Annotated in this window: 18 protein-coding genes and 2 pseudogenes; 10 read left to right on the top strand and 10 right to left on the bottom strand. The window is 51.0% G+C overall.

Annotated elements, in window-relative coordinates; translation table 11 throughout:
- Positions 1–174: 174 nt before the first annotated feature.
- Positions 175–1476: an extracellular solute-binding protein gene (locus ACUHGC_RS01875; RefSeq protein ID WP_446833997.1), complete on the bottom strand. Its 1302-nt coding sequence runs from the start codon at positions 1474–1476 to the stop codon at positions 175–177.
- A gap of 79 nt (positions 1477–1555) precedes the next feature.
- Between ACUHGC_RS01875 and ACUHGC_RS01870 the strand changes: the two genes are divergently transcribed.
- The 5 genes from ACUHGC_RS01870 to ppx all read left to right on the top strand — a co-directional run bounded on the left by ACUHGC_RS01870 (position 1556) and on the right by ppx (position 11433).
- Positions 1556–1855, top strand: a complete 300-nt coding sequence (locus ACUHGC_RS01870; protein ID WP_446833996.1) for a helix-turn-helix domain-containing protein — start codon at positions 1556–1558, stop codon at positions 1853–1855.
- A 233-nt stretch (positions 1856–2088) separates the two neighbouring features.
- Complete coding sequence (tamA, locus tag ACUHGC_RS01865) at positions 2089–3801, top strand: autotransporter assembly complex protein TamA (protein ID WP_446834817.1); 1713 nt, start codon at positions 2089–2091, stop codon at positions 3799–3801.
- Positions 3801–7754 (top strand): autotransporter assembly complex protein TamB, encoded by a 3954-nt coding sequence (tamB, locus tag ACUHGC_RS01860; protein ID WP_446833995.1) that lies wholly within the window; start codon positions 3801–3803, stop codon positions 7752–7754. Before tamA ends, tamB begins: the two co-directional genes overlap by 1 nt.
- Positions 7755–7789: 35 nt before the next feature.
- On the top strand, positions 7790–9871 hold the full coding sequence (gene ppk1, locus ACUHGC_RS01855) for a polyphosphate kinase 1 (protein ID WP_446833994.1): 2082 nt from the start codon (positions 7790–7792) through the stop codon (positions 9869–9871).
- A 38-nt stretch (positions 9872–9909) separates the two neighbouring features.
- A complete protein-coding gene (ppx, locus tag ACUHGC_RS01850) occupies positions 9910–11433 on the top strand; it encodes an exopolyphosphatase (protein WP_446833993.1) in 1524 nt (507 codons plus the stop codon).
- A gap of 75 nt (positions 11434–11508) precedes the next feature.
- Here ppx and ACUHGC_RS01845 read toward each other — a convergent pair whose 3' ends face one another.
- The 7 genes and pseudogenes from ACUHGC_RS01845 to ACUHGC_RS01815 all read right to left on the bottom strand — a co-directional run bounded on the left by ACUHGC_RS01845 (position 11509) and on the right by ACUHGC_RS01815 (position 17573).
- A complete protein-coding gene (locus tag ACUHGC_RS01845) occupies positions 11509–11973 on the bottom strand; it encodes an oligopeptide/dipeptide ABC transporter ATP-binding protein (RefSeq protein WP_446833992.1) in 465 nt (154 codons plus the stop codon).
- Entirely contained in the window at positions 11970–12272 is a 303-nt protein-coding gene (locus ACUHGC_RS01840; protein ID WP_446834816.1) for a hypothetical protein, read from the bottom strand. The genes ACUHGC_RS01845 and ACUHGC_RS01840 overlap by 4 nt, the downstream gene beginning before the upstream one ends.
- Positions 12217–13455 carry an ABC transporter ATP-binding protein gene (locus ACUHGC_RS01835; RefSeq protein ID WP_446833991.1) on the bottom strand — a complete coding sequence of 413 codons (1239 nt, stop codon included), beginning with the start codon at positions 13453–13455 and terminating at the stop codon, positions 12217–12219. The genes ACUHGC_RS01840 and ACUHGC_RS01835 overlap by 56 nt, the downstream gene beginning before the upstream one ends.
- Positions 13452–14306, bottom strand: a pseudogene (locus ACUHGC_RS01830) (ABC transporter permease). Before ACUHGC_RS01830 ends, ACUHGC_RS01835 begins: the two are co-directional and overlap by 4 nt.
- A gap of 11 nt (positions 14307–14317) precedes the next feature.
- Entirely contained in the window at positions 14318–15274 is a 957-nt protein-coding gene (locus ACUHGC_RS01825; RefSeq protein WP_446833990.1) for an ABC transporter permease, read from the bottom strand.
- 48 nt (positions 15275–15322) lie between these two features.
- Positions 15323–16741 (bottom strand): ABC transporter substrate-binding protein, encoded by a 1419-nt coding sequence (locus tag ACUHGC_RS01820; protein WP_446833989.1) that lies wholly within the window; start codon positions 16739–16741, stop codon positions 15323–15325.
- An 82-nt stretch (positions 16742–16823) separates the two neighbouring features.
- On the bottom strand, positions 16824–17573 hold the full coding sequence (locus ACUHGC_RS01815; RefSeq protein ID WP_446833988.1) for a homocysteine S-methyltransferase family protein: 750 nt from the start codon (positions 17571–17573) through the stop codon (positions 16824–16826).
- Positions 17574–17705: 132 nt separating this feature from the next.
- On the opposite strand from ACUHGC_RS01815, the gene ACUHGC_RS01810 reads away from it, so the two are divergent.
- A complete protein-coding gene (locus ACUHGC_RS01810; RefSeq protein WP_446833987.1) occupies positions 17706–18590 on the top strand; it encodes a DUF808 domain-containing protein in 885 nt (294 codons plus the stop codon).
- Positions 18591–18640: 50 nt separating this feature from the next.
- Here ACUHGC_RS01810 and rsmD read toward each other — a convergent pair whose 3' ends face one another.
- Positions 18641–19252, bottom strand: a complete 612-nt coding sequence (gene rsmD, locus ACUHGC_RS01805) for a 16S rRNA (guanine(966)-N(2))-methyltransferase RsmD (protein ID WP_446833986.1) — start codon at positions 19250–19252, stop codon at positions 18641–18643.
- A 205-nt stretch (positions 19253–19457) separates the two neighbouring features.
- On the opposite strand from rsmD, the pseudogene ACUHGC_RS01800 reads away from it, so the two are divergent.
- From ACUHGC_RS01800 to tkt, 3 genes and pseudogenes are all read left to right on the top strand, one after another.
- Positions 19458–20790, top strand: a pseudogene (locus ACUHGC_RS01800) (chloride channel protein).
- Complete coding sequence (gene dusA / locus ACUHGC_RS01795; RefSeq protein WP_446833985.1) at positions 20787–21764, top strand: tRNA dihydrouridine(20/20a) synthase DusA; 978 nt, start codon at positions 20787–20789, stop codon at positions 21762–21764. Before ACUHGC_RS01800 ends, dusA begins: the two are co-directional and overlap by 4 nt.
- Positions 21765–21905: 141 nt before the next feature.
- Positions 21906–23900: a transketolase gene (tkt, locus tag ACUHGC_RS01790; RefSeq protein WP_446833984.1), complete on the top strand. Its 1995-nt coding sequence runs from the start codon at positions 21906–21908 to the stop codon at positions 23898–23900.
- A gap of 49 nt (positions 23901–23949) precedes the next feature.
- Here the strand turns inward: tkt and yqfB are convergent, their stop codons facing one another.
- Positions 23950–24264 (bottom strand): N(4)-acetylcytidine aminohydrolase, encoded by a 315-nt coding sequence (gene yqfB / locus ACUHGC_RS01785; RefSeq protein ID WP_446833983.1) that lies wholly within the window; start codon positions 24262–24264, stop codon positions 23950–23952.
- 208 nt (positions 24265–24472) lie between these two features.
- On the opposite strand from yqfB, the gene ACUHGC_RS01780 reads away from it, so the two are divergent.
- Positions 24473–25165: a four-carbon acid sugar kinase family protein gene (locus tag ACUHGC_RS01780; protein ID WP_446833982.1), complete on the top strand. Its 693-nt coding sequence runs from the start codon at positions 24473–24475 to the stop codon at positions 25163–25165.
- Positions 25166–25167 lie beyond the last annotated feature (2 nt).

Raw genomic sequence — 25167 nt, 5'->3', positions numbered from 1 at the left:
TTGTGATCCTAAATCCACTTGCCGATGGAGCTGCGATCTCGCCCTCCCCCAGCCTTCGGCAGCCCCTTCCGTAAACGGAAGGGGCGAAGGTGTTTGCTCAAGTGTTGTACTTTCCTACTCTCCGCTTGCAAAAGGTATGCTACGGCAAGAACAGGAAATGAAACCGCACTTGGCTTATTTTACGGTTTGCGCAAAGCGTGAAAGCAGTTGGTTACCGTCTTTTTCAATCACCGTTAACGCACTATCCACATCGGTTGCACCGGTGAACAGTTTGGTCACTTCACTGCGAATCACTTCGCGAGTTTGTGGATAAAAACCTAAACGGTAGCCTTTTGTCCAGTCGCCACCCGGTAAGTTCAATTGCAAAATACCGGTTTCTGCCGCAGGCTCTTGTTGGTAATAGCCTTCAGCTTTCACTTTTTCATAAGCCGCAGTGGTGATCGGCACATAGCCGGTCTCTTTATGCCAGCCTGCCTGAACATCAGCGCTACTTAAATATTTAAAGAAATCGGCTGAACAAGCATTCTGCTCTTTTGCTTTGCCGGAGAAGGCAAACAATGCCGCACCGCCGATAAAGGTATTGTAACTTTTGCCTTGAGTGATGGAATCCCAATACGGCAAATAGGTTGTACCGAATTCAAAATCAGCTTGGGTTTTAATGCCGCCGAATGAACCGCTTGAGCCTAACCACATTGCCACTTCACCTTTTTCAAATGGGGTTTGATTGTCGCCCCAGCCTTCGCCGTAGTAACCGTAGTAGCCTTTGTCTTTCCACTCTTTAAATTTGCTCAAGTGCATTTTTAAGTGGTCGTTGTTGTACATCAGTTTGGTTGCCGGCCCGTCAAAACCGTTATTGAGGTCAGCCAGTTGCAAATTGTGGCGGGATTGGAAGTTTTCGAACAGAATCCATGGTGAGTGAGATTGGGATAATGCGATATAACCGGCTTGTTTTAATTTTTCCGCCACCGCTTCAAATTCTTCCCAGGTTTTCGGCGGTTGTACGCCGGCTTTTTCAAATGCCGGTTTGTTGAAATACAGAATTACCGTAGAGGAGTTGAACGGCATACCGATCATTTTGCCTTGACTGTCGGCATAGAAATTACGGATACCCGGTAAGTAATCGTTTTTATCAAAAACCACGCCGCTTTCCGCAAACAGATCCGCCACCGGTGTCAATGCGCCTTTTGCATTAATGATGGTTGCCGAACCGGCTTCATACACCTGAATAATGTTCGGTGCTTGTTTAGCACGAAACGCCGCAATGCCGGCGGTTAATAGTTCTTCATAGCTGCCTTTATAAATCGGATCAATCTTACATTGGTTTTGGGAAGCGTTGTACGTTGCCGCCATTTTATTGACAGTCTCGCCCAATTGCCCGCCCATCGCGTGCCACCAACTAATATCGGTTGCAGCAGAAGCAGAGAAAGAAACAGTTGCTGTCGCAAGTGCGGTAATCAAAAGTGATTTCTTAAACATAAACAGTCCTTCAGTGAATGCGAAAAATAATAGCTCGACATTGAGCCGAATTACTGTAGCAAAGAATTATTACACTAATATGACAGTGAAAAATGGCGTGATTTTTTTGAAATTTGCGATCTGGCACGAGAAAATAATCGCAGCCCATCGAAAATCGCCGGATCCAAAATCCGTTTTCGTGCATAAAATCCCGGATGTCAAAAAAATCCGCTCGGCAACACAGCTGAAACAATCCGAATTTGCCGATGCGATCGGCGTCAGCCTGGCACTGGTGCAATCGTGGGAAACGCTACGTCGGATCCCAAACGACTCGGCTCGAAAATTACTGTTAATACTGGAACAGCGCCCTGATTTGATTTCCGCCTTACGTTTAATTTAATTATTTGAAGCGTCATTCCGCAACCTGAGCGATATTTAAATACACTCAGACCAAAACCATTGGCATCGCCGGTGCTTAACGGTAAACTTAATGGCAATTTTGTAGTCCAATAAAGATCCGAATAACAATTAAATAGCACTGCACATGGAGTTTATGTGAAATTATTTCAATGGAAACTGCCTGTTGGGCAATGGAATAAACGCGGGCTGGGCGTTGTTTTGCTTGCGTCATTCGTGTGTTCGCCGTCCGTTTCGGCGGAAGATCAAATCCAGCGACAAACCGTGTTGCTGCGGGTGCAAGGCATTGATAATCCGAGCTTAAGCAACAATGTGCGCATCCATTTGTCACAGCTCAGTAACGATGAGGCGGATGACTCGGAGCGCTATCAATATCTGGTCAGTCAAACCATTGAAAATGCGTTGCGCGCTTTGGGCTATTTCAACAACCAAATTACTTTCCGCCTACAGCGCCGCGCCGCGCCGGCAAAAGATCTGCTGTTTGCCAATGTGCAGTTGGCGCAGCCGGTTAAAAACGACACGCCCGAAATCCAAATTTTAGGCGACGCGGCACTGGATCCCGAATTTATTGCACTCAACAAAACCCTGCCGCCGGTCGGCTCGGTGCTCAATCAAGGCGAATACGACGGTTACAAATCCGCGCTGCAAAACTTAGCGGCAAAACGCGGGTATTTCGATGCCGATTTTATGTTGTCACAATTGTTGGTGATGCCGGAGGAGCATTCCGCCGTTTGGCACATCGTGTTTAACAGCGGGCAGCGCTACCACTACGGCGATGTCAGTTTTAGTAATTCCCAGATCCGCGAGGATTATCTGCGCAATATGCTGCCGATTCAAGCCGGCGAGCCGTATCTGATCAACGATCTCTCAACCCTGACCTCAAATTACACTTCAAGCAATTGGTTCAGCTCAGTGCTGCTGGAACCGCACTTGGACGCCGAGGCGAAACGGGTGGATTTAGAAGTGTTGCTACGACCGAAAAAGAAAAACAGCATGGAGTTAGGGATCGGCTATTCAACCGATGTCGGGCCACGGCTGCAAATCGGCTGGACGCGCCCGTGGATCAATAGCCGCGGGCACAGCTTCCGCAGCAATCTGTATCTTTCCGCGCCACAGCAAACGCTGGAAGCGACCTATCGAATGCCGCTGCTCGCCAACCCGATGAATTATTATTATGAGTTTTCCGGCGGGATGGAGCGCGAAAATAACAATGATACCAAATCCAACACCGTCACCTTGGCAGGGCTGCGCTATTGGAATCACAGCAGCGGCTGGCAATATTTCGCCGGCTTACGCACCCGCTATGATGACTTCACCCAAGCGGACATTTCGCACAAAACCCTGCTGATCTACCCGACCGCCGGCTTCAACCGCACTCGAATGCGCGGCGGAATGTTTCCAAGCTGGGGAGATTCACAAAACCTCACCTTCAATCTGGGGCAGAAAATTTGGGGCTCCGATGTGAATTTCTTCAGCGTGCGCGCCTCCACCACCTGGATTCGCACCTATTTTACCGATCACCGCTTTTTAGCCCGTTTTGAAGTTGCCTACCTCAACACTCGCGACTTCGAACGGATTCCGCCTGCGCTACGCTATTTTGCCGGTGGTGACCGCAGCATTCGCGGCTACGGCTATAAAAAAGTTTCGCCGAAAGGCCGCGACGGCAAGTTGGTCGGCGCATCTCGCATGGCTGCCGCTAACTTGGAATATCAATATCAGGTGTACCCGGATTGGTGGGCGGCGGTGTTTTACGACACCGGGCTTGCCGCCAATAAATTCTCCGGCGCCGAGTTGCGTTCCGGCGCCGGCATCGGCGTGCGCTGGGCGTCGCCGATCGGTGCGGTGAAATTTGATATTGCCACGCCGATTCGCGACAAAGACAACAGCAAGAATATCCAATTTTATATCGGGTTAGGAACAGAATTATAATGGATAAACAACAAACCGCAGCGACGCAACACCCTGACGAAACCGACAACAGCAACCAAAGCAAACCCGCAACCACGGGCAAAAAACATAAGTGCGGTTGGCGCAAGCTGTTATGCAGCCTGGCAATTTTATTACTGCTGATCCTTGCTCTCATTGTCGGATTACTCGCCAGCGGCTACGGGCAACGCAGCCTGCTGGCATTGGCGGACAACTGGCTGGACGAGTTGAAAATCGAGCAGGTCAGCGGCAGCTTGAATGAAGGCTTAGTGCTGCAAAATGTGGAATACCACAGCGACGGCATTGCAGTTTCCGTCGCCCATGCCCGTGCTCATCTGCCGCTATCCTGCTTGTGGCAGCGCAAGATCTGCATTGAAGATTTATCCTTGCAGCAAGTCGCTGTCGGCGTCGATACCGCACTTTTGCCGCCGTCCGAACCGAGCGAATCCTCCGGCGAGATGCGGCGTATTCAGCTGCCGCTGGCGGTTGAAATTAATAATCTGGATTTACAGAAAGCCAATGTTAAAGTCGATCAAATGGCATTTGACTTAGCGCGTTTCCAAACCGCACTTTCGCTGAATAACGAACAAGGACTGACCATTCAGCCGACCCAAATTGAAAACCTGTCGGTGGTGATGCCGCCAAGTCCGGATGACAGCGAAACCGCCGCCGCTGCGACACCAACCAACGCCGCACAGCCGGTCGATTGGGACGCACTGCAACAACGGCTGGCAAAACCGTTATTAGCCGAGCTGCAACAAATTATCCTGCCGTTTGATATTCATATTTTAGGCTTGCACGGCAGAGATTGGCGCTACCGTGAAACGGCGGAAAACGGGCTGGATATTGCGATTCCGACGTTGGATATACTTGCCGATGCCAGCGGACAACAGCTGCAACTGCAACAGCTGAAAATCAACAGCGATTTAATTGACTTAGACGCCCACGGCGACATCACGCTGGAACAAGATTTCCCGTTGAATTTGCAATTGAACGCCGACGTTTACCCGCTGATGCAAGGCGAGCAACTGCTGTTGCCACAAAGTGCGGTTACGTTAACACTCAACGGTGCGCTCAAACAGACCGCCGAGCTGCAACTCAGTATCCAGGGCGCGGCAGAGACAAATTTACAGGCGGCATTTCAGCTGAACCAAGCGAATAATCCGTTCCAAATTCGTCTGACCAGCCCGCAATTTCATTATCCGTTCAGCGCCGCGCCGCAAGCCGATGCCGAATTAAATACGGCTAAAACCGCAGCGGATGTGACGTTACAAGATTTGGACTTACAGCTGCACGGCGACTTATCGCACTATCAAATCCAGCTGCAAAGTGCGGTCAGCGGCAACGATATCCCACCGTCTAAGCTGACACTGACTGCCGACGGCACGATTGCCGATTTGAACATTCAAGCGTTATTGCTGGAAGCCTTAAACGGCAAAGCGGAACTCAACGGCAAACTGGCATGGCGCGACGGCGTGAACTGGCAAAGTGCGGTCAAGCTGGAGAACATCGACACCCGCAGCTATCTGCCGGAATGGGCGGCAGTGCTGAACGGCGGTTTACGCTCCGAGGGCGAAGTCAGCGGCGACAACTGGCAAGTGGCAATCGACGACTTAGCGATTCAAGGGCGGTTAAATAATCAAAACCTGCAGCTGGACGGCAAACTGCAAAGCAGCAAACAGCGCTTGCTGAATGCCGAGCAACTCAAGCTGATTTATGGCAATAACACCATTTTAATTAACGGACATCTGGATCAGGAATCCGACCTGCACGCCGACATCAACGCCCCGAATTTAAGCGGGCTGCTACCGCACTTGTCCGCCTCGCTTAACGGCAACATCAATATTCAAGGCAGCTTGCAAAATCCAAGCGCCGATCTGGACTTGGTGAGTAAAAATATTGATTATCAAGATTTCCGCCTGCGCAATTTCAGCGCCAAAGGGCGGCTAAACATGGATGAGATAATTGCCGGCGCGTTGTATCTCAACTTGGATTCGTTCAAATACGGCGATATTGTGTTGCAGCAAACCAAGCTGATCGCCGAAGGCAATGAGAAAAACCACAAGCTCAATCTGCGCACCCGCGGCGAGCCGGTATCCGGCACACTGAATATCTACGGCGGGTTTGATCGCGGCACTGAAGTTTGGCAAGCCACTCTCAGCCAAGTGCGGATCACCTCACCGGTCGGCGACTGGCGCAATAATCAGAATATGCAGCTGCAATTCGACGCCGCCCGCAGCGAAGCGGAGGTCTCCGCCCACTGCTGGCTGCACCAACAGGCGCAAATCTGTTTCCCGCAAGCTTTCAAAGCCGGCAACAACGGCGAGATTCCGTTTGAGTTGAAACAGGTTAACCTAGCAATGGTGAATGAGTTTTTAGATAAAAACAGCCAAGCCTCCGGCGTGATCGACGGCAGCGGCAGAGTGGCGTGGTTCAGCGACAAACCGTTTGAGCTGAATTTAGCCTTAAACAGCAACCAGCTGGGCTTTAAACACCGAATCGACTACCGCACTTTCCAAATTGCATTGAACCAACTGCGGATCAACAGCCAGATTCAAAATAATAATCTGGTGCTGAAAACCGACACCCAAATTAATCAAAAAGGCAGCCTAAGCACCGATTTGACTATTTCCGATCTTGCCGCCGCACGCGGGCTGTCGGGCGAAATCCGTTTGCAGGATTTCAATTTGGATTTGTTAAACCAGCTGCTTGCCAAAGGCGAGCGGGTGCAGGGCGTGGTCAACAGCAACTTGCGACTCGGCGGCAGCTTGCAGGCGCCGTTGCTGAACGGACAATTTGACGTGCAACAGATCCGCAGCAAGCTGTTCTCCACACCGTTCCAAGTCAGCGACGGACAGCTAAACATCGCGTTCAACGGCACTTCATCAACGCTTAACAGCACGCTGAAAACGCCGGATAGCCAACTAAACCTGCGCGGCAGCGCCTCTTGGCGCACCTTGGACCAGTGGCAGGCGCAGATCGCCGCCCAAGCCGATCGCTTCAAACTGGATATGCCGGGCATGGCGAAACTGGAAGTCAGCCCGAATGTCGAAGCCAACATCACCCCGCAACTGCTAAGCCTGACCGGCAATGTCGATGTGCCTTGGGCGCGAATTGAAATCGAGGAACTGCCGGAAAGTGCGGTCGGGATCAGCAGCGATTTGGTGATTGTCGAGAGCAAAAACAAAGCCTCAATCCGCACCGCACTGCAACAGCAAGCGCTGGCGCGCCAAGCCGGCATGGCGGTTTCATCTAACATTACCTTAAATATCGGCAATGATGTCTTTTTAGATGCCTACGGCTTAAAAGCCAACCTCAACGGCACCTTGGCAGTGCGGCAAGAGCGTACTCTTGGGTTGTACGGGCAGGTGAATATTACAAACGGCCGCTACGCCTCCTTCGGACAGGATTTGATTATCCGTCGTGGGCAAATCAGCTTCTCCGGTTTGGCATCGCAACCATTCCTCAATGTCGAGGCGATCCGCAATCCGGAAGCAATGGAAAACAGCAAAATCGTCGCCGGGATTAAAGTGACCGGCATCGCCGAACAGCCGGATGTGGCGGTGTTCTCCGAGCCGGGAATGTCACAGGAAGAAGCGCTTTCCTACTTGCTGACCGGGCGCGGGCTCGACAATAGCGGCGATTCCGCCTCCAGCGCCTCAATCGGCGCGGCAATGTTGGGGCTTGGCTTATCCAAGAGCGGTAAGCTGGTCGGCGGCATCGGCGAAGCCTTTGGGATCAGCGATTTAAGTTTAGACACCGCCGGTATCGGCGACAATTCACAAGTGGTGGTCAGCGGCAACCTGACGCCGCGGTTGCAAGTCAAATACGGGGTGGGGCTGTTCCAGCCATTGGCAGAATTAACATTACGATATAAAATAATGTCGCAACTATTTTTACAATCGGTTTCGGGGGTAGGCCAAGCAGTCGATTTGTTGTACCAATTTGAATTTTAATTATAAAAAAACAGTATTTAAAAAGGAGAAACCAGATGTTGACTTTAAACATAGACGAGAACAGCTACACCTCAAAAGAGCTGAGTTGGCTTGCCTTTAACGAGCGCGTGCTGCAAGAAGCCTACGACGAAAGCAATCCGTTACTGGAACGGATTCGCTTTCTGGGGATTTTTGCTTCCAATCTGGATGAGTTTTATCAAGTGCGGTTCGCCAACCTCAAACACAAGCTGTTGATTATCCGTGAACAGGAATCCTTGCCGGCGAAGCAGATCCGTTCACAATTGGAAGTGATTCAGCAGCGAACGGAAAAATTAAATCAAAAATTCGATGAAATCTACAGCCGCCTGATGTTACGTTTGGCAAAACACAAAATCTTCCTCCTAAACGAAAATCAACTCTCCCCCTATCATCAGAACTGGCTTAAAGAACATTTCAAACGCGAAATCAAACAACATATTTTCCCGATTATCCTCAACGAAGACATCGATCTGCTGCAATCGCTCAGCGCCCACAACTCGAACCTGATTATCGAGCTGAAGAAAAACAAAAAAATCCAAACGCTGGCGATTCTGCCGATTCCGTCCGATGCGATTTCCCGCTTTATCGTGCTGCCGAAAGAGCGCTACAAGCGCCATCAAGGCATTATTTTGCTGGATAACGCGCTGCGTTTCTGTCTGGAAGACATTTTCGCCGATGCGATTTTCGACTACGATGAAATCACCGCCTATTCGATTAAAATGACCCGTGATGCCGAATATGATTTGATCACCGAGGTGGAATACAGCCTGTTGGAATTGATGTCATCAAGCTTAAAACAGCGAGTGACCGCGCAGCCGGTGCGGTTTTTATATGAAAAATCAATGCCGAAAAATCTACTGAAAATGCTGAAACAGCGTTTGAATATCAGCAGCCTGGATTCGGTCGAGGCGGGCGGGCGCTATCTGAGTTTCAAGCATTTGCTGCAATTTCCGGATTTAGGCAAAAAAGAATTGGTGAACGCGCCGCTGCCGATTATTCCGCACCCGCAGCTGAAAAACGAGCGAATTATTTTGGACGCAATCAGCAAAAAAGACGTGTTGCTGTATTATCCGTATCACAGCTTTGATGTGGTGTGCGAATTGCTGCGCCAAGCCTCTTTCGATCCGAATGTCACCGCGATCAAAATCAATTTGTATCGGGTGGCGAAAAAATCACGGATTATCGAAGCCTTGATGAATGCCGCCAACAACGGCAAACAGGTGACGGTGATCATCGAATTGCAGGCGCGTTTTGACGAAGAGGCCAACATCAACTGGGCAAAACGCCTGACCGACAGCAACATCAAAGTGGTGTTCTCCTCACCGGGCTTTAAAATTCACTCGAAATTATTCCTGATCACCCGCCGTGAAAATATGCAGCTGGTGGACTACGCCCATGTCGGAACCGGCAACTTCCACGAAAGCACCGCGCGAATTTATACCGACTTCGCACTGTTGACCAAAAACGGCAAAATCACCGAGGAAGTTAAACGGGTGTTCCGCTTTATCGAAATGCCGTTCAGCCCGACCAAATTCACCCATTTGCTGGTGTCGCCGATTAACGTGCGCAACCGTCTCGCTTCACTGGTCAATCGCGAAATTCGCAATGCCGAAGCCGGCAAAAAGAGCGGTATGATTCTGAAAATCAACAATTTGGTTGATCCGGAAACCGTGAATTTGCTGTATAGTGCCAGCCAAGCGGGGGTTAAAATCAAAATGATTATCCGCGGAATGTGCGCACTACGCGCCGGAGTGAAAGACTTAAGCGAAAACATTGAAATCATCAGCGTAATCGACCGTTTCCTTGAGCATCCGCGGGTCTATTATTTTGAAAATGACGGCAATCCGGATGTGTACATTTCATCCGCCGACTGGATGACTCGCAATTTGGATCGCCGGATTGAGGTCGGCACGCCGTTGTTGGACGCCGACGCCAAGCAGTGCGTGATCGATATTCTGAATATTCAGTTATCAGACAACGTGAAAGCGCGTATCATTGACGCCGAAGAAAGGAATGAATATGTGCGCAACGAGCAGCCGTCTTGCCGCTCGCAGCTGGCGATTCACGCCTATTTATCGGCGAGAACAGCAACTAAATAACCTAAGTCATTAAGTAACAAATCAAAAGAGTAATTATTATGAATGAGCAAACCACCTCGACTGAATCGACAGCAAAAGAATTTGCGGCAATCGATCTGGGTTCCAACAGTTTTCACATGATCATTGTACGCATCGTCAACGGCTCGATTCAGGTGCTGTCGCGCTTGAAACAACGGGTGCAACTGGCACAGGGGTTGGACGACAAGCAACATTTAAGTCAGGAAGCGATCGCTCGAGGCGTCGCTTGCCTGGCGTTGTTTGCCGAACGCTTACAAGGTTTTTCCGCGGAAAATGTGCGTGCCGTCGGCACTTATACCCTGCGTCGTGCGGTAAATAACGACGAGTTTTTACAGGCGGCAGCCGAGGTTTTTCCGTTTCCGATTCGTATCATCTCCGGCACTGAAGAAGCCAAGCTGATCTATTCCGGCGTGTCGCACACCCAGCCGGAAAGCGGACGTAAATTAGTGGTCGATATTGGCGGCGGCTCCACCGAAATGATCATCGGTGAAGGCTTTAATCCACTGATTGCCGAAAGTCGCCACATGGGCTGTGTCAGTTTCGGCAAAACCTTTTTCCCCGACGGCAAAATCAGCAATAAAAGTTTCAACAACGCCAAGCAGGCGGCTCTGGAAAAAATTGAAGATTTGTCATGGGAATACCGCCACCTCGGTTGGCAATCGGTGCTGGGTTCATCCGGCACAATTAAAACCGTCAGCCAAATCATCAGCGAAAACTTTAATCCCGACGGCGTTATCACTGCCGACAACCTGCAACAGCTGGTGGAAAAAGTGCTGAAATTCGACAGCTTCGATAAACTGAAACTCAATGGCTTGAGTGAAGATCGAGTCAGCGTGTTTGTGCCGGGGCTGGCGATCTTAAGTGCGGTTTTCGACAACTACCGTATCGAGCAAATGCGCTATTCCGACGGCGCACTGCGCGAAGGGGTGATGTACGGATTAGAAAGCAGCTTTCAGGTGGATGACATCCGCGAACGCACCGTCAACAGCCTGATGGAGCACTTCAGCATTGATCAGGAACAAGCGCTACGGGTGGCGGATACTGCGGTATTATTAGGGCAAAAATATCAACGTTGGAAAAGTGCCGATTTGGTACAGGATATGCAGAATATTCTGTTGTCTGCCGCCTTGGTGCATGAAGTTGGGATTGTGATCAATCACAGCGGCGTGCAAAAGCACTCGGCATACATTATTCAAAACAGTGAGTTGCCGGGCTTCGATCGCAGCCAACAGCGCCTATTGGCAACCCTGACCCGCTTCCAAATTAAATCGTTTAAACTTGCCGATTTACAACTGGATAACCGTTATGATGCCCAAGATTGTTTAGCGCTGATCATCTTGCTGCGCTTGGCGTTAATCATTAACCGTTCACGCCGCGCCACTGAATTGACTGATAAGTTCACCCTTGATGTCAGCAGTGATTTTAGTCTTTGGGAACTGGAGTTTGAACAAGGCTATCTGGAACGCAACCCGCTGACGCAAAGCGATCTCGGCGAGGAACAGCAGTTTTTAACCAGCCTCGACATCAACTTGCAGTTTAAGTAACCCCATTACAGCACAATGCCCCGTTATCTGACTATCGGGGCATTTTTTATTGCTTAGCCAACACACGAAATAAGATTAGAAAATCGGTTGCAATAGTTCACTTTCCGGCAAGTGGCAAAAAATATGGTGTTGATCGGCAAAGCTGCGCTTCGGCGGCGTTTGGCGTTCGCACAAGCCATCGATCTTTTTTGGGCAACGCCGTTGGAACGGACAGCCTTGCCATGATGGGGCTTGTTCAATGCTGTCATCGCGCAGCAGCTTCGGCGCATGATCGGTTTCCGGCTCTAAAATCGCGCCCAACAACACTTCGGTGTAAGGGTGAAACGGCGGGCGGAACAGGCTTTCAGTGGCACCCATTTCACAGATTCTCCCTTGATACAGCACCACAATCTGATCGGCAAACGCACGCACCACCGCCAAATCATGGGAAACAAAAATATATGCCGTGCCTTTTTCCGCTTGCAGCTGTTTCAGCAGCGTTAAAATCGACGCTTGAATCGATACGTCCAATGCAGAGGTGACTTCATCGCACAAAATCAATTGCGGCTCGGCGGCAAACGCACCGCATCAAGCAGCTGTTTACAACGCTGCTGAAGTGCGGTTTCATTCAACCCAAAATAGCGTTTCAACGGAGCGGCTAAGATTTCCGCAATGGTATGACGGGGATTGAGCGCACTGTCGGCATTTTGGAAAATCAGTTGTAACGCTTGTAACGCTTGTAACGCTTGTAACGCTTGTAACTGCTTACGGCTGCGCTGTTTCACACTCGTTGCCAGCGGTGAATCATTCAAGATAATTTGCCCTGCATTGGCAGGTTGCAGACCGGCAATCGCCCGCAAAATCGTCGATTTGCCCGAACCGGATTCGCCGACCAGTGCCAGCGTTTCGCCTTGGCAAGTGAAACGCCACATCGGCAACCGTATTGTGCAACGGCTGTTTGCTCAGGCGTTGCCACCACGCTTGACGCTGATAGCTGATCGCCAATCCGTTCACTTGCAACGCAGTGGCTTGTTCCGAATCGGCAAGTGCGGTCTGCACTGACGGCTGAATATTGGTTTCGGTTGCGATCTCAAAGTGGCAGCGCACTTCCCCGCGCTCGGTTGTGCGCAGCGGTGGCGCAGTATGACGGCACAGCTCGGCGGCATACTGACAACGTGCGGCAAACGCACAGCCTGACCGCACTTCACCCACCGGCGGCGGAAAGCCCTGCAACGCTGACGGAATCCGTCTTTCACCCATGCGAGGAATCGCCCGCAGCAACGCCTGCGGATACGGGTGCAGCGGCTGAGTCAACACGCGTTGGCTGTCGCCCTGTTCGACAATTTCACCGGCATACATCACCACAATCCGCTGACAAACCCGTGCAATCACGCCGAGATCATGGCTGACATACACCATTGCCACTTGAGTCTGCTGCGCCAATTCACGCAAAAATTCCAGAATATGCGCTTGGGTGGTCACGTCCAGTCCGGTGGTCGGCTCGTCTAACAGCAGCACTTTGGCATCACAGGCCAGTGCCATGGCAATTGCCACTCGCTGCTGTTGCCCGCCGGAAAGCTGATGCGGATAGCGTTTTGCCAATAAGTGCGGTGCAGGCAAGCGCACCAGTGTCAATAATTCCAACACTTTTTGCTGCCGTTGCGCCTTGTTTAGGCGGGTGTGCAGTTGCAAACTCTCGGCTATCTGCGCGCCGACCGTCAGCGTCGGGGTGAGCGCCTGCCCGGCATTTTGCGGAATCAGCGCAATTTGTCCGCCACGCAAACGGTTAAGCTGTTTGTTTTTCAGGCTGAACAGTGGCTGTTTGGCAAAATAGACTTCGCCCTCGAACACGCTTAAACCGCTCTTTAGATAACCCATTAAGGCTAACGCCAAAGTCGATTTGCCGGAACCCGATTCACCGACAATTCCGATACATTCACCGGCATTTACGCTCAGGTTGAGGTTGCGCAAAATTGGGTAGCGGCGATCATTCACCACAAACCCGACGCTCAAATTCTCGACTTTAATCAATGCGCTGCTCATCGTTTCACCTGCTGTTTGGCACGATCCACGCCCAACGCTTTGCCCAGTGCATCGGCTAACAAATTAATTCCGATAATCAGCCCCGACAGCGCAATACAAGGATAAACCACCGCCCACGGAGTTACCGCCATGAAGCCGCGTTCATTGGCAATCATCAAGCCCCAATCGGGTGTTGGCGGGGTGGCGCCAAAACCCAGAAACGACAGCGAAGAGAATGCCAACAACATCCAGCTCCAACGCATCGCCCCTTCAACCAGCAAAATATCCGCCACATTCGGCAACACTTCGTGCCAAATAAGGGTGCGCAAGCGCTAGCCGCGTGCTTTGGCAGCGGTGATAAAATCACGCGAGACCACTTGCAAAGTTGCCGCACGGGAAACCCGAATCACCGCAACCCCATAGAAAAAACCCAAAATCGGCACCACCGTCCAAGCGCCACCTTGTGTCACCGACGCAACCAACAGTAAAAACAACAGCCACGGGATCGACAAAAAGGCATCGACAAAGCGCATCGCAATTTCATCGGTTTTGCCGCCCGACACGCCAAGCAGAATGCCGACAAAGCCGCCCCACAGCACCGCAATCGCTGCCGCACAAGCGGTCACCACCAGCGCCAAACGTCCGCCGAACAACACACGGCTGAACATATCGCGTCCTAAACTGTCGGTGCCCATCCAATGCGCCCAAGACGGGGCTTGTTGAATCAAATCGGGGTGTTGGCTGCTCGGATCATACGGTGCTAGCCAAGGGGCAAGCAGTGAAAGCACAATGTAGGTCAGCGTCAGCCCTAAGCCGATTGCGCCCGACGGGCGAGAGGCGATACGCTGTAAAGTGGGGTTAAAAGCAAACATGGCGATTCCTGTCAAACTGCGGTTTTGGCGTGGCGCAAACGCGGATCAAGCAGCAGAATCAGCAGATCCGCCAATAAATTCACTACAATGTAGATAATGGCAAAAATCAGCGCAATCGCCTGTACCAGCGGCAAATCGCGATCGTAAATCGCTTGTAGCATTAAGGTGCCCATGCCCGGATAGTTAAACACCTGCTCAATCACCACCACACCGCCGAGCAGCCATGCCACCGTCAACGCAATCACATTAATCGCCGGAATCAACGCCGACGGCGCAACGTGTTTAAAAAACAGCTGTCGAGCCGGCACGCCTTTCAGGGTTGCCATTTGTACAAAATCGGACGACATCACTTCAATCACCGCCGCTCTGGTCATGCGCAGAATGTGGGCGGTCATCACAAATGCCAACACAATCACCGGCAGTACCAAATTCGGCAACAGCTCCGCAATTGGCGCATTCGGCGGCACGGTGGTGATCGCCGGAAACCAGTTAAGCCACACCGCAAACACAAAAATCAACAGAGCGGCACTGACAAATTCGGGAATCGTCATCGCCAACATCGCCACGGTGGAAATCACTAAATCCGCCGGTTTATCACGCCGAATCCCCGCCCAAAAACCGAACAACAACGCCAACGGAATGCCGATAGCCGCCGCTGCGCCGGAGAGAAGTGCGGTATTGCGAAACCGCTCTTGCACCAGTTCGCTTATCGGCTTGCGCCGTTTGAGAGAGGTGCCGAAATCGCCGTCGGCAATACCGCTGACCCAGTGTTGATAACGGGTTAACGCCGGTTTATCCAGCCCTTGTTGTTGAATGCACTGCTCCAAACGTGCGCCTTGCGCAGCACGCTGTAAATAGGCGGTGCAGACATTGCCGGGCAACATTTCGACCACGGTAAACACCAACCCTGACACGAAAATCAGGGTGAACAGGGCGAAAAACAGGCGTTGCAGAATGGTTTTAATCATAAAGTGCGGTCTGCTGCCGTCAGCGATACCGACGGCAGCGTTGAACGGTTATTTTTTCTCAATATCCTGAAAGCGAATTGCCATCTCTTCGGTGTCAGGCGCTAAACCGGACAACTTAGCGGACAGCACCCGCACCGCATTTTGATGGAACGGAATAAACGCCCCGCCTTCGGCAAACAACTGCTGTTGCAAATCGTGGTAGATCGCTTTGCGTTTAGTGAAATCTAACTCTTGGCGTGCCGCATCGAGGTTGCGATCAAACTCCGCATTGTTCCAGTGGCTTTCGTTCCATTTTGCGCCACCACGATAGATTTCGTTGAACACTTGATCCGCTTGGCGTTGGAACCACGAGGTGACAAAAAACGGCTCCACCATCCAAGTATCCGTCCAGTAACCGTCCGCCGGAGTTAATGCCAATTTCACGTTAATCCCCGCATTTTTGGCTTGTTGTTGATACACTTCCGCCAAACGCAAGGTGCCGTAATCCACATCGGAATAGTGTAGCGTAACCTCTATGCCGTTCGGATAGCCCGCTTCGGCTAACAGTTTTTTCGCGCCGTCAATATCTGCCGGGCATGTCAGATCAGTGGCGTACTGATCGCCCGACCACACCGTCGTATCACAGCTGATCACATAACCGCTGTCGCCCATCACCAGTTTGCCGAACGCATCACGATCGGCGAAAATTCGCATCGCTTGGCGCACTTTCGGATTGTCAAACGGTGCGGTGTCGGTGCGCATAATCAGCCCTGCCCAACGTCCGGTCGGCACGTTTTGAATAGTGTAGCGGTTGCTGTCGGCAAACAGCGCTTGTTGTTGCGAAGTGACTGACGGCAGCAGATCGATTTTCGCCGGTCCTTCCCAATAGCTGTCAAAGCGGGTCAAAGTCGTTGTGCCGAGCGGATCGACTTTCACCACTTTATACGGCCCGGTGCCGTTGTCGCTTTCGCACAATTTATTCATCTCATTTTGGCAACTCTCTTTGTCCATCATCTGCACCCGATAATCCAACAACAGAATCGGGAAATCGGTATGGGCGGATTTCAGATTAATTTGTACCGTGAGCGGATCGACCGCGGTAATGCTATCAACGATATCCAACACCGCGCGCGCAGGGCTGTCGATGGTTTCGGACTTAATTCGGGTTAACGAATACACCACATCAGCGGCATCAAAATCATTGCCGTTATGAAATTTCACCCCTTCACGCAGTTTGAACGTCCAGACTTTGGCATCCGGGCTGGCTTGCCACTCGGTTGCCAAATCTGCCACCGCCTGATCGTTTTCCCCTTGGCGCACCAGACGGCTGAACACTGTTTGTGAAAGCTGTGAAAACGGCGTCGGTGAAATCGGATCGAGTGATTCCGCACCGCCGTAGCCCAGTTCGTGAGAAATGCGTAGCGTTTCCGCTTGCACGGAAACAGAAAGTGCGGTCAACGCCACGGTTGTCATAACAGAATATTTCATCGTAAATTAAATCCTTATCACGGTAAATTTAGGCGCAAAGAATAGCATTCTCCGCCTATTGAAACAAATAAAACTGCGGTTTTTAACGCAACTGCGCCAAGCGCGCAATGTGCTGCGGGGTGATGCAGCAACAACCGCCGATAATACTGGCACCGGCTTGCAGCCATTGCTCGGCGAAACTGCGGTATTCCTCGGCGGACAGATCGCGCAGTTCGCTTAATCCTTCATTTGCCGCCCGATCATTGGCTTTCGGCGAAAAGCCGTTGGCATATACCCCGACTTGGATTGCCGATTGTTGCCGCACAAGCCATTGCTTCGCTGCCACAACCGCACTTTGCATCACTTCCGGAATCGAACAGTTAAATAAAATCGCTTCAACGCGGCTTAAATCCAATTTTTCCAACACCTCCGCCAAATTCTCGCCCGAACGCAGTTGCGGCGCTTGAAGTGCGGTTTCATCGTTCAAGGTAAATGAAATCCAGATTGGCTTCGGCTGCTCTACCAGCAGCGTCAACAGTAATTCCGCTTCGGCAAAAGACGACATCGTTTCGCCCAACCACAAATCCGCCGCTTCGCGCGCTAAGCGCGCCGCCAGGGCGATTAATGCCGCGCCCTGTTGTTCAAAGCGTGCTTGCCCGATATGAAACGGCACGCAGGCATAACTGTTGGTGGTGATAATATCCGCTCCGGCGTCCAGAAAATTACGGTGCGCTTGCGTTACCCAGTGCGGCGCTTCGATTAACGCCAGTGCCGACCACTCTGGTTGTTTAAACGGCGCCCCGATGCGCAACAGCTCGCGCCCCATGCCGCCGTCAAGTAAAGTGAAATTCATAAATACCCCGTTTGATGATGTTGACAAAATAGTAGAGAAGCGTCACCCAAAGGTCAATAAATCGGATTATCTATTTTTAGATTTATTTGTTATAGTGCGTGCGTTTTCATTTGTTGCCAACGAGGATTTTATATGGCATTCGCTTCTCTGTTTACTTTACTTGATGATATTACCGCGGTGCTCGACGATGTGGCGCTGATGACCAAAGTCGCCGCCAAAAAGACCGCCGGGGTGGTCGGTGATGATTTAGCGCTGAATGCGAATCAAGTCGCCGGTGTGCGTGCAGAGCGCGAACTGCCGGTGGTATGGGCGGTGGCGAAAGGCTCTTTTTGGAATAAAGTAGTTTTAGTGCCGTTGGCGTTGTTAATTTCCTATTTTTTACCGGCGGCGATTCCCTATTTATTAATGATCGGCGGCGCCTATCTCTGTTTTGAAGGGGTGGAAAAAATCTTCCACAAGCTGCTGCACAAACACGATGAATCCACAGAAAGTGAGGTGGCAGTCGAAATGACGCCGGAAGAGGAACAAACCAAAATCAAAGGCGCAATCCGCACCGATTTTATCCTATCGGCGGAAATTGTCACTATCGCGCTCGGCATGGTGACCGACTACAACCTGCTGACTCAAACACTGGTGTTATCCGCGATTGCACTCGGTATTACTGTGTTGGTTTACGGCTTAGTCGGCGGCATTGTGAAACTGGATGATCTCGGTCTTTGGCTGATGCGTAAACCCAGCGCGCTCAGCCAACGTCTCGGCAAAGGCATCATCATGGTGATGCCGCACTTTATGCGGCTGCTCAGCATCGTCGGCACTGCCGCGATGTTCTTAGTCGGCGGCGGCATTATCGCCCATAACTTCGGCTTAATTCACCACTGGTTGGAACAGATGAACTGGCTCGACGGCTGGACTTTTAGCCTCGCAAGCCTGATTATCGGCGTGATCAGCGGCGCCATCGTGTTAGCCGTGGTCTCCACCTTCAGCGCATTGTTTTCAAAAAAACAAACGGCGCATTAATGAGAAAGGGCAAGTGCGGTTTGACCGCACTTGCTATTTTTGTTCCCTAATCACCCCTTCCGATACAACCGAAAACACACTTCACCGCCAATTTTTTCTTTTAACAACTGCCAATCCGGCGGGATGGTGAGGTTGCTGAGTTGTTTTTCCGATTCAATATAAATCAACGCGTTGTCCGCCAGCCAGTTGCCATGAGTGAGGGCGTCGATGGTGGGGGCAAGCAGTCCTTGTTGAAACGGGGGATCGAGGAAGACCAGATCGTAAGGCGTTTGTGTATTGCCGTTGGCGAGCAGTTGCAGGCTGTTGCCTTGTTGAATATTGCCGTTTGAACATTCCAGCCGTTGCAGGTTTTGCTGCAACTGTTTGGCAGCGGTTTTATCCAGTTCAAAAAATTGCACAAATGCCGCTTGGCGCGAGAGGGCTTCAAAGCCAAGGCTGCCGCTGCCGGCAAAGCAATCTAAGCAGCGTGAATCCACAATATACGGCATCAACCAGTTAAACAGCGTTTCCTTAATTCGATCGGTGGTCGGGCGCAACCCTTGGCTGTTTAGCACCGGCAGTTTGCGTCCGCGCCAGATTCCGGCGATGATCCGCACTTCGCCTTTACTTTTGGTGTTGTTGCTTTTCTCGGTGCTAGGCGGCTTGCGTTTTGGTTTTTTCATAATCGATTCTCTTAGCCCAATGGAAATGGAATGGCGATAGTGTATGTTATTTCACACTAAAAAGGGATTTTTCTGTTATTCGCTGCGGCTTTTTTATCAAATTGCTTACGGCGATCGACAATTCATCGCACTTGCGTTTTTAACGCTGTTTCTTGTCGGCTTTTCAGTTATAATTTCACTTTCTTTGATCTGCTAAACAAAAGCCATGTTGCCGAATATTTCCCCTGTGTTACGCAAAGTGCGGTTTTACCTGCGTCATAAAACTCATCAAACCGGTCGCCTGTCGCGTAAGAGTATTGAATTTGCCTGCTTGCTAATCGGCGCCGCTTGGGTTGCGCTGTTTTCATTGGGCTTTGCGTTGCTGGCGGATTTGGGGTTGGAATGGAATGCTCACTGGAGCGCCAAATATCCGCCCTATGTCGCCGGCAGCGGAATTCCGCAAGTGATCGCCAGCCTCGGGCTGCCGCACGGCGCGAACAAAACCCGGCTGTTAGCATTTGCGCAAACGCTGTGGAAAATTCCGCTGACCTTTATCGCCATGCTGCTCGGCGCCTCTGTCGGGCGCGAAGGGCCGTCGGTGCAAGTCGGCGCGGCGGTGATGTTGGCGTGGGGCAATTTTTGCCGTAAACACAATATCGCGTTTAAAGGGCTTTCCAGCAATCAATTGATGGCAACCGGCGCCGCCGGTGGATTGGCGGCGGCATTTAACGCGCCGTTAGCCGGGGTGATTTTTGCTATCGAGGAATTAGGGCGCGGCGTGCTGCTGCGTTGGGAACGGCAAGTGTTGCTCGGCGTATTGGCATCGGGTTTTATCGTGGTGGCAATTATGGGCAATAATCCTTATTTCCCACACTATCTGGGCGCCGCCGTATATGTACTTCTGGACGTTGTTGTGCGCAGTGGTGTGCGGCGTGTTCGGTGGCTTATTCGAACGCTTGCTCGGCAAAGGGCTGGCAGCCTATTCACCGGCAAAATGGCGCGGCTGGATCCGTCGCCATCCGTTATCTATCGCCTTTTTATTGGGGTTGGTTTTAGCCGCGTTAGGGCATTTTTCCCACGGCAATATCTACGGCACCGGCTATGATGTGGTGACTCACCTCTTGAGTGACTTCCCGTTGCCGAGCGAAGGGCTGGGGCTGACGAAACTGTTTGCGACGGTGGCGACCTACTGGACCGGCATCGCCGGAGGCATTTTCACCTCCGCGCTGACTATCGGCGCCTCGCTTGGCGCTCAAATTTGGCAATTCACCGACGGCGCGGTCGATCAACGCTTATTAGTCTTGCTTTCAATGGCGGCATTCCTAGCTGCCGCCACCCAATCGCCGGTGACGGCGAGCGTGGTGGTGATGGAAATGACCGGTAGCCAGCCTGTATTATTCTGGCTGTTGGTTTGCAGCCTATTAGCATCACTGGTTTCTCGCCAATTTTGCCCGAAACCGTTTTATCATTTTGCTGTGGGGCGTTTTCGCCAGCGCATTCGGGAGTTAGACACCGGAGCAGACAGCAAACATCACTTAACGAAATCGAACACATTATGACATCTATGACTACTCACTACCGCGGGCGTTTTTCAGTCGCGCCGATGCTGGATTGGACCACGCGCCATTGCCGCTATTTTCACCGCCAGTTCAGCAAAAATGCGTTGCTGTACACCGAGATGATCACTACCGGTGCGATTATTCACGCCAAATACGATCACCTGCTTTACGATCAAGGCGAACAGCCGGTGGCGCTGCAACTGGGCGGAAGCGATGCGGAACAATTGCGATTGTGCGCCGAAAAAGCGCAATCTTACGGCTATAATGAAATTAATTTGAATGTCGGCTGCCCGTCGGATCGGGTACAAAACGGCATGTTTGGCGCGTGTTTAATGGCAAAAGCCGATTTGGTCGCCGAATGCGTGTCGGCAATGCAAAGTGCGGTCAGCATTCCGGTCACGGTGAAAACCCGCATCGGGATTGATGATCTCGATAGCTACGAGTTTTTATGTGATTTCGTACAAAAACTCCAGCAAGCCGGTTGTCGTGAATTTATCGTACACGCGCGCAAAGCCTGGCTTTCCGGCTTGAGCCCGAAAGAAAACCGCGAAATTCCGCCGCTGGATTACCAGCGCGTCTATCAATTGAAACGCGATTTTCCCGAATTGCTGATCAGCATTAACGGCGGGATTAAAACCGTAGCGGAGATGCAGCAGCACTTACAATTTGTGGATGGTGTGATGGTCGGGCGCCAGGCATATCAAAACCCGAGCCTGTTGGGACAGATCGAGCAGGCGCTATTCAACGCTGAAAGTGCGGTTGTCAGCCCACATCAGGCGGTGGAAGCGATGTTCCCGTATATTGAAAAAGAGTTGGCCGCAGGCACGCATTTAAACCACATTACCCGCCACATGGTCGGCGCATTTCAAGGCTGCAAAGGGGCGAAACAGTGGCGGCGCTATCTGAGCGAAAATGCACATAAAAGCAGTGCCGGTTTAGAGGTGGTTGAAACCGCACTTGCGTTCGTTAGTTAAATATTTGTGAGCAAGATCACAAAAAGTTTTTGAGATTTAAGTCATTGAAATTATCTATCGGCATTTTAAATCAGATTAGTGTAAACTTATGAAACTATTTTTTTGCTAAATAATTATTTCTATTTTGAACAGGAGAACCACATGGCTTCACGCAGAGTATTGGCAAATGCAATCCGCTTTTTAAGTATGGACGCAGTGCAAAAAGCAAAATCAGGACACCCGGGAGCCCCGATGGGCATGGCGGACATCGCCGAAGTGTTATGGCGCGATTTTTTAGTGCATAACCCGACCAACCCGAGCTGGGCAAACCGCGACCGTTTCGTGTTATCCAACGGACACGGCTCGATGCTGATTTACAGCTTGCTGCATTTGAGCGGCTATGACCTGTCAATTGAAGATTTAAAGCAGTTCCGTCAATTGCACTCCAAAACCCCGGGACACCCGGAATACGGCTATGCGCCGGGCATTGAAACCACCACCGGTCCGTTAGGACAAGGGATCACCAATGCAGTTGGTATGGCGCTGGCAGAAAAAACTTTAGCCGGACAATTTAACCGTGACGGACATGAGATTGTCGATCACTACACCTATGCGTTCTTGGGCGACGGCTGCTTAATGGAAGGGATTTCACATGAAGCCTGTTCATTGGCGGGCACCTTGGGCTTGGGCAAATTAATCGCATTCTACGATGACAACAACATTTCGATTGACGGTCATGTGGACGGCTGGTTTACCGACGACACCCAAAAACGCTTCGAAGCCTACGGCTGGCACGTTATCCCGGCAATTGACGGCCACGACGCGGCACAAGTGAAAAGTGCGGTTGAACAGGCACAAGCCGAAACCGGCAAGCCGACCTTGATTATCTGCAAAACCATCATCGGTTACGGTTCACCGAACAAATCCAACTCCCACGACAGCCACGGCGCACCGTTGGGCGATGATGAAATCGCCGCAACCCGTCAAGCATTGAACTGGGCGCACGCACCGTTTGAAATCCCAGCGGAAATTTATGCCGAGTGGGACAACAAAGCCAAAGGACAAACAGCAGAAAGCGCATGGAATGACAAATTCGCCGCTTATCAAGCCGCTTATCCGGAACTGGCTGCCGAGTTTACCCGCCGTGTGAACGGTGAGCTGCCTGCCAATTGGGCGGCAGAAAGCCAAGCGTTTATTGAAAAATTACAAGCCAACCCAGCTTCCATCGCCAGCCGTAAAGCCTCACAAAACGCGATTGAAGCCTACGCACCGTTATTGCCAGAATTTTTGGGCGGCTCTGCCGACTTGGCAAGCTCGAACTTGACCTTGTGGTCAGGCTCCAAACCGATTCGTGCCAACATTATTGACGGCAACTACGTCAACTACGGGGTGCGTGAATTCGGGATGTCGGCAATTATGAACGGCGTGGCGTTACACGGCGGCTTTATTCCTTACGGTGCGACCTTCTTAATGTTTATGGAATACGCACACAACGCGGTGCGCATGGCGGCATTGATGAAACAGCGCGTGCTGTTTGTTTACACCCACGACTCCATCGGCTTAGGTGAAGACGGCCCGACCCACCAACCGGTCGAACAAACGGCTGCGCTGCGTTTAATCCCGAACTTGCAAACATGGCGCCCATGTGACCAAGTGGAATCGGCGATTGCCTGGAAAGCGGCGGTGGAACGCACCGACGGCCCAAGCGCGATGATTTTCACCCGTCAAAACTTAACCCAAATGGATCGCAACGCAGAGCAATTAGCAAACGTGGCGCGTGGTGGTTATGTGCTGAAAGATTGCGACGGCACACCGGAGTTAATCCTGATCGCCACCGGTTCGGAAGTGGAACTGGCAGTGAAAGCAGCAGAACAACTGAGCGGTGAAGGTCGCAAAGTTCGCGTGGTGTCCATGCCGTCAACTAACGTGTTTGACGCGCAAGATCAAGCCTATCGCGAAGCGGTGTTGCCAAGTGCGGTCACCAAACGTGTAGCTATCGAAGCCGGCATCGCCGATTTCTGGTACAAATACGTTGGCTTCAACGGCCGCATCGTCGGCATGAACAGCTTCGGCGAATCCGCACCGGCGGACGAGCTGTTCAAGCTGTTCGGTTTCACTGTTGAAAACGTGGTGGCGAAAGCGAAAGAAATTCTGTAATTTCCACGCTGAATACTCACCGAATCCCCGCTATCACCGCGGGGATTTTTTATGCCACTAACTGAAACGCAATCACCCAAAGTGCGGTTTCATGCGGATAAATCTGCCGAATCACCTGCTTTAACTCACTCAAACTCATATTTTCCTGCTGTGCGTGCTGTTCATTCAGCTGATCAATCTGAATCGGGGTTACCGATTCAATCCGAATGTTGGCAAACCAGCGCTGAGTTTCATTGGTCAGCACCTCTACAACCGTACCCGGCAGATAATGACTTTCTGCGTGATCGCGAATGGTGATGGTTTTACGACCACTGAGAATATCGGCTTCGAAGCGTTGAAAAAATGTGATTTGGGTTGGGGGCATACAATTCCTTAAAATGATCTTCGTTTAACTGCACATTAACGACAGTATAAAGGATAAAACCCGTCAGTATGATAATTACATTTTGATTATTTTAAATCAAAAAGATTTTAAATAATCATTTTTGTGATCTACCACAAAGTTTTATCAAGATGTTTTCGCTATAATTCCGAACATCCAGTCATAGATGAGGCGATCGAATAGAATGAAAATGTTGGTGCTTGCAGATGATTTTACCGGTGCAAATGATACCGGCGTTCAATTCTGCAAAAAACAGGCTGTGGTTGATGTTGCGCTCAATTGGGAAGATAACGATAATTGCCAGCAAGCCGATGTTACAGTGGTGAATACCGACAGTCGCGCCCCCAATATTAATGATGCCAAACAGCGAATCAAAACCGTTCTTGCTCACTATCCGACCGACAATATTACACTATATAAAAAAATAGATTCCACCTTGCGTGGCAATATCGGCGCCGAGTTAGAAACCGCACTTGAGGCATCGAATAGGAAGATTGCGCTCTTTTGCCCGGCACTGCCGAATATGGGCAGAACGGTACAACAAGGGGTTTGCTATGTTAACCGGCAACCGTTAGCTGAAACGGAATTTGCAACCGATCCCAAAACACCGATCCACTCTTCAGAAGTGAGTGCAATTTTGGCTTCGCAGACCGCACTTCCGATTCTCGACATTCATCTCGAAATCTTACGAAGCCAAGATTGTTTGCAAATACTCAATCAACTGGCAGAACAGCATCCGCGCTGTATTTTCTGTTTTGATGCGGTTGAAAATGAGGATTTATCACGTATTGCGGACTGTATTGCCGCGATTAATGAACCTTTGTATTATCGTCGGTTCTTCCGGATTAGCCTCTTACCTGCCGGAAACGCTGTATCTAAATAAAA

It is taken from the genome of Testudinibacter sp. P27/CKL/0425 (assembly GCF_052931395.1).
The sequence above is the reverse complement of the archived record's forward strand: the minus strand, read 5'-3'. Positions and strand labels throughout refer to the sequence as shown.

What these genes read in the sequence shown, in the direction of transcription:
- ACUHGC_RS01875 (WP_446833997.1), bottom strand. Translation starts at nt 1,476, where the DNA reads ATGTTTAAGAAATCACTTTTGATTACCGCACTTGCGACAGCAACTGTT.
- ACUHGC_RS01870 (WP_446833996.1), top strand. Translation starts at nt 1,556, where the DNA reads ATGACAGTGAAAAATGGCGTGATTTTTTTGAAATTTGCGATCTGGCAC.
- tamB (WP_446833995.1), top strand. Translation starts at nt 3,801, where the DNA reads ATGGATAAACAACAAACCGCAGCGACGCAACACCCTGACGAAACCGAC.
- ppk1 (WP_446833994.1), top strand. Translation starts at nt 7,790, where the DNA reads ATGTTGACTTTAAACATAGACGAGAACAGCTACACCTCAAAAGAGCTG.
- ppx (WP_446833993.1), top strand. Translation starts at nt 9,910, where the DNA reads ATGAATGAGCAAACCACCTCGACTGAATCGACAGCAAAAGAATTTGCG.
- ACUHGC_RS01835 (WP_446833991.1), bottom strand. Translation starts at nt 13,455, where the DNA reads ATGAGCAGCGCATTGATTAAAGTCGAGAATTTGAGCGTCGGGTTTGTG.
- ACUHGC_RS01825 (WP_446833990.1), bottom strand. Translation starts at nt 15,274, where the DNA reads ATGATTAAAACCATTCTGCAACGCCTGTTTTTCGCCCTGTTCACCCTG.
- ACUHGC_RS01820 (WP_446833989.1), bottom strand. Translation starts at nt 16,741, where the DNA reads ATGAAATATTCTGTTATGACAACCGTGGCGTTGACCGCACTTTCTGTT.
- ACUHGC_RS01815 (WP_446833988.1), bottom strand. Translation starts at nt 17,573, where the DNA reads ATGAATTTCACTTTACTTGACGGCGGCATGGGGCGCGAGCTGTTGCGC.
- ACUHGC_RS01810 (WP_446833987.1), top strand. Translation starts at nt 17,706, where the DNA reads ATGGCATTCGCTTCTCTGTTTACTTTACTTGATGATATTACCGCGGTG.
- rsmD (WP_446833986.1), bottom strand. Translation starts at nt 19,252, where the DNA reads ATGAAAAAACCAAAACGCAAGCCGCCTAGCACCGAGAAAAGCAACAAC.
- dusA (WP_446833985.1), top strand. Translation starts at nt 20,787, where the DNA reads ATGACATCTATGACTACTCACTACCGCGGGCGTTTTTCAGTCGCGCCG.
- tkt (WP_446833984.1), top strand. Translation starts at nt 21,906, where the DNA reads ATGGCTTCACGCAGAGTATTGGCAAATGCAATCCGCTTTTTAAGTATG.
- yqfB (WP_446833983.1), bottom strand. Translation starts at nt 24,264, where the DNA reads ATGCCCCCAACCCAAATCACATTTTTTCAACGCTTCGAAGCCGATATT.
- ACUHGC_RS01780 (WP_446833982.1), top strand. Translation starts at nt 24,473, where the DNA reads ATGTTGGTGCTTGCAGATGATTTTACCGGTGCAAATGATACCGGCGTT.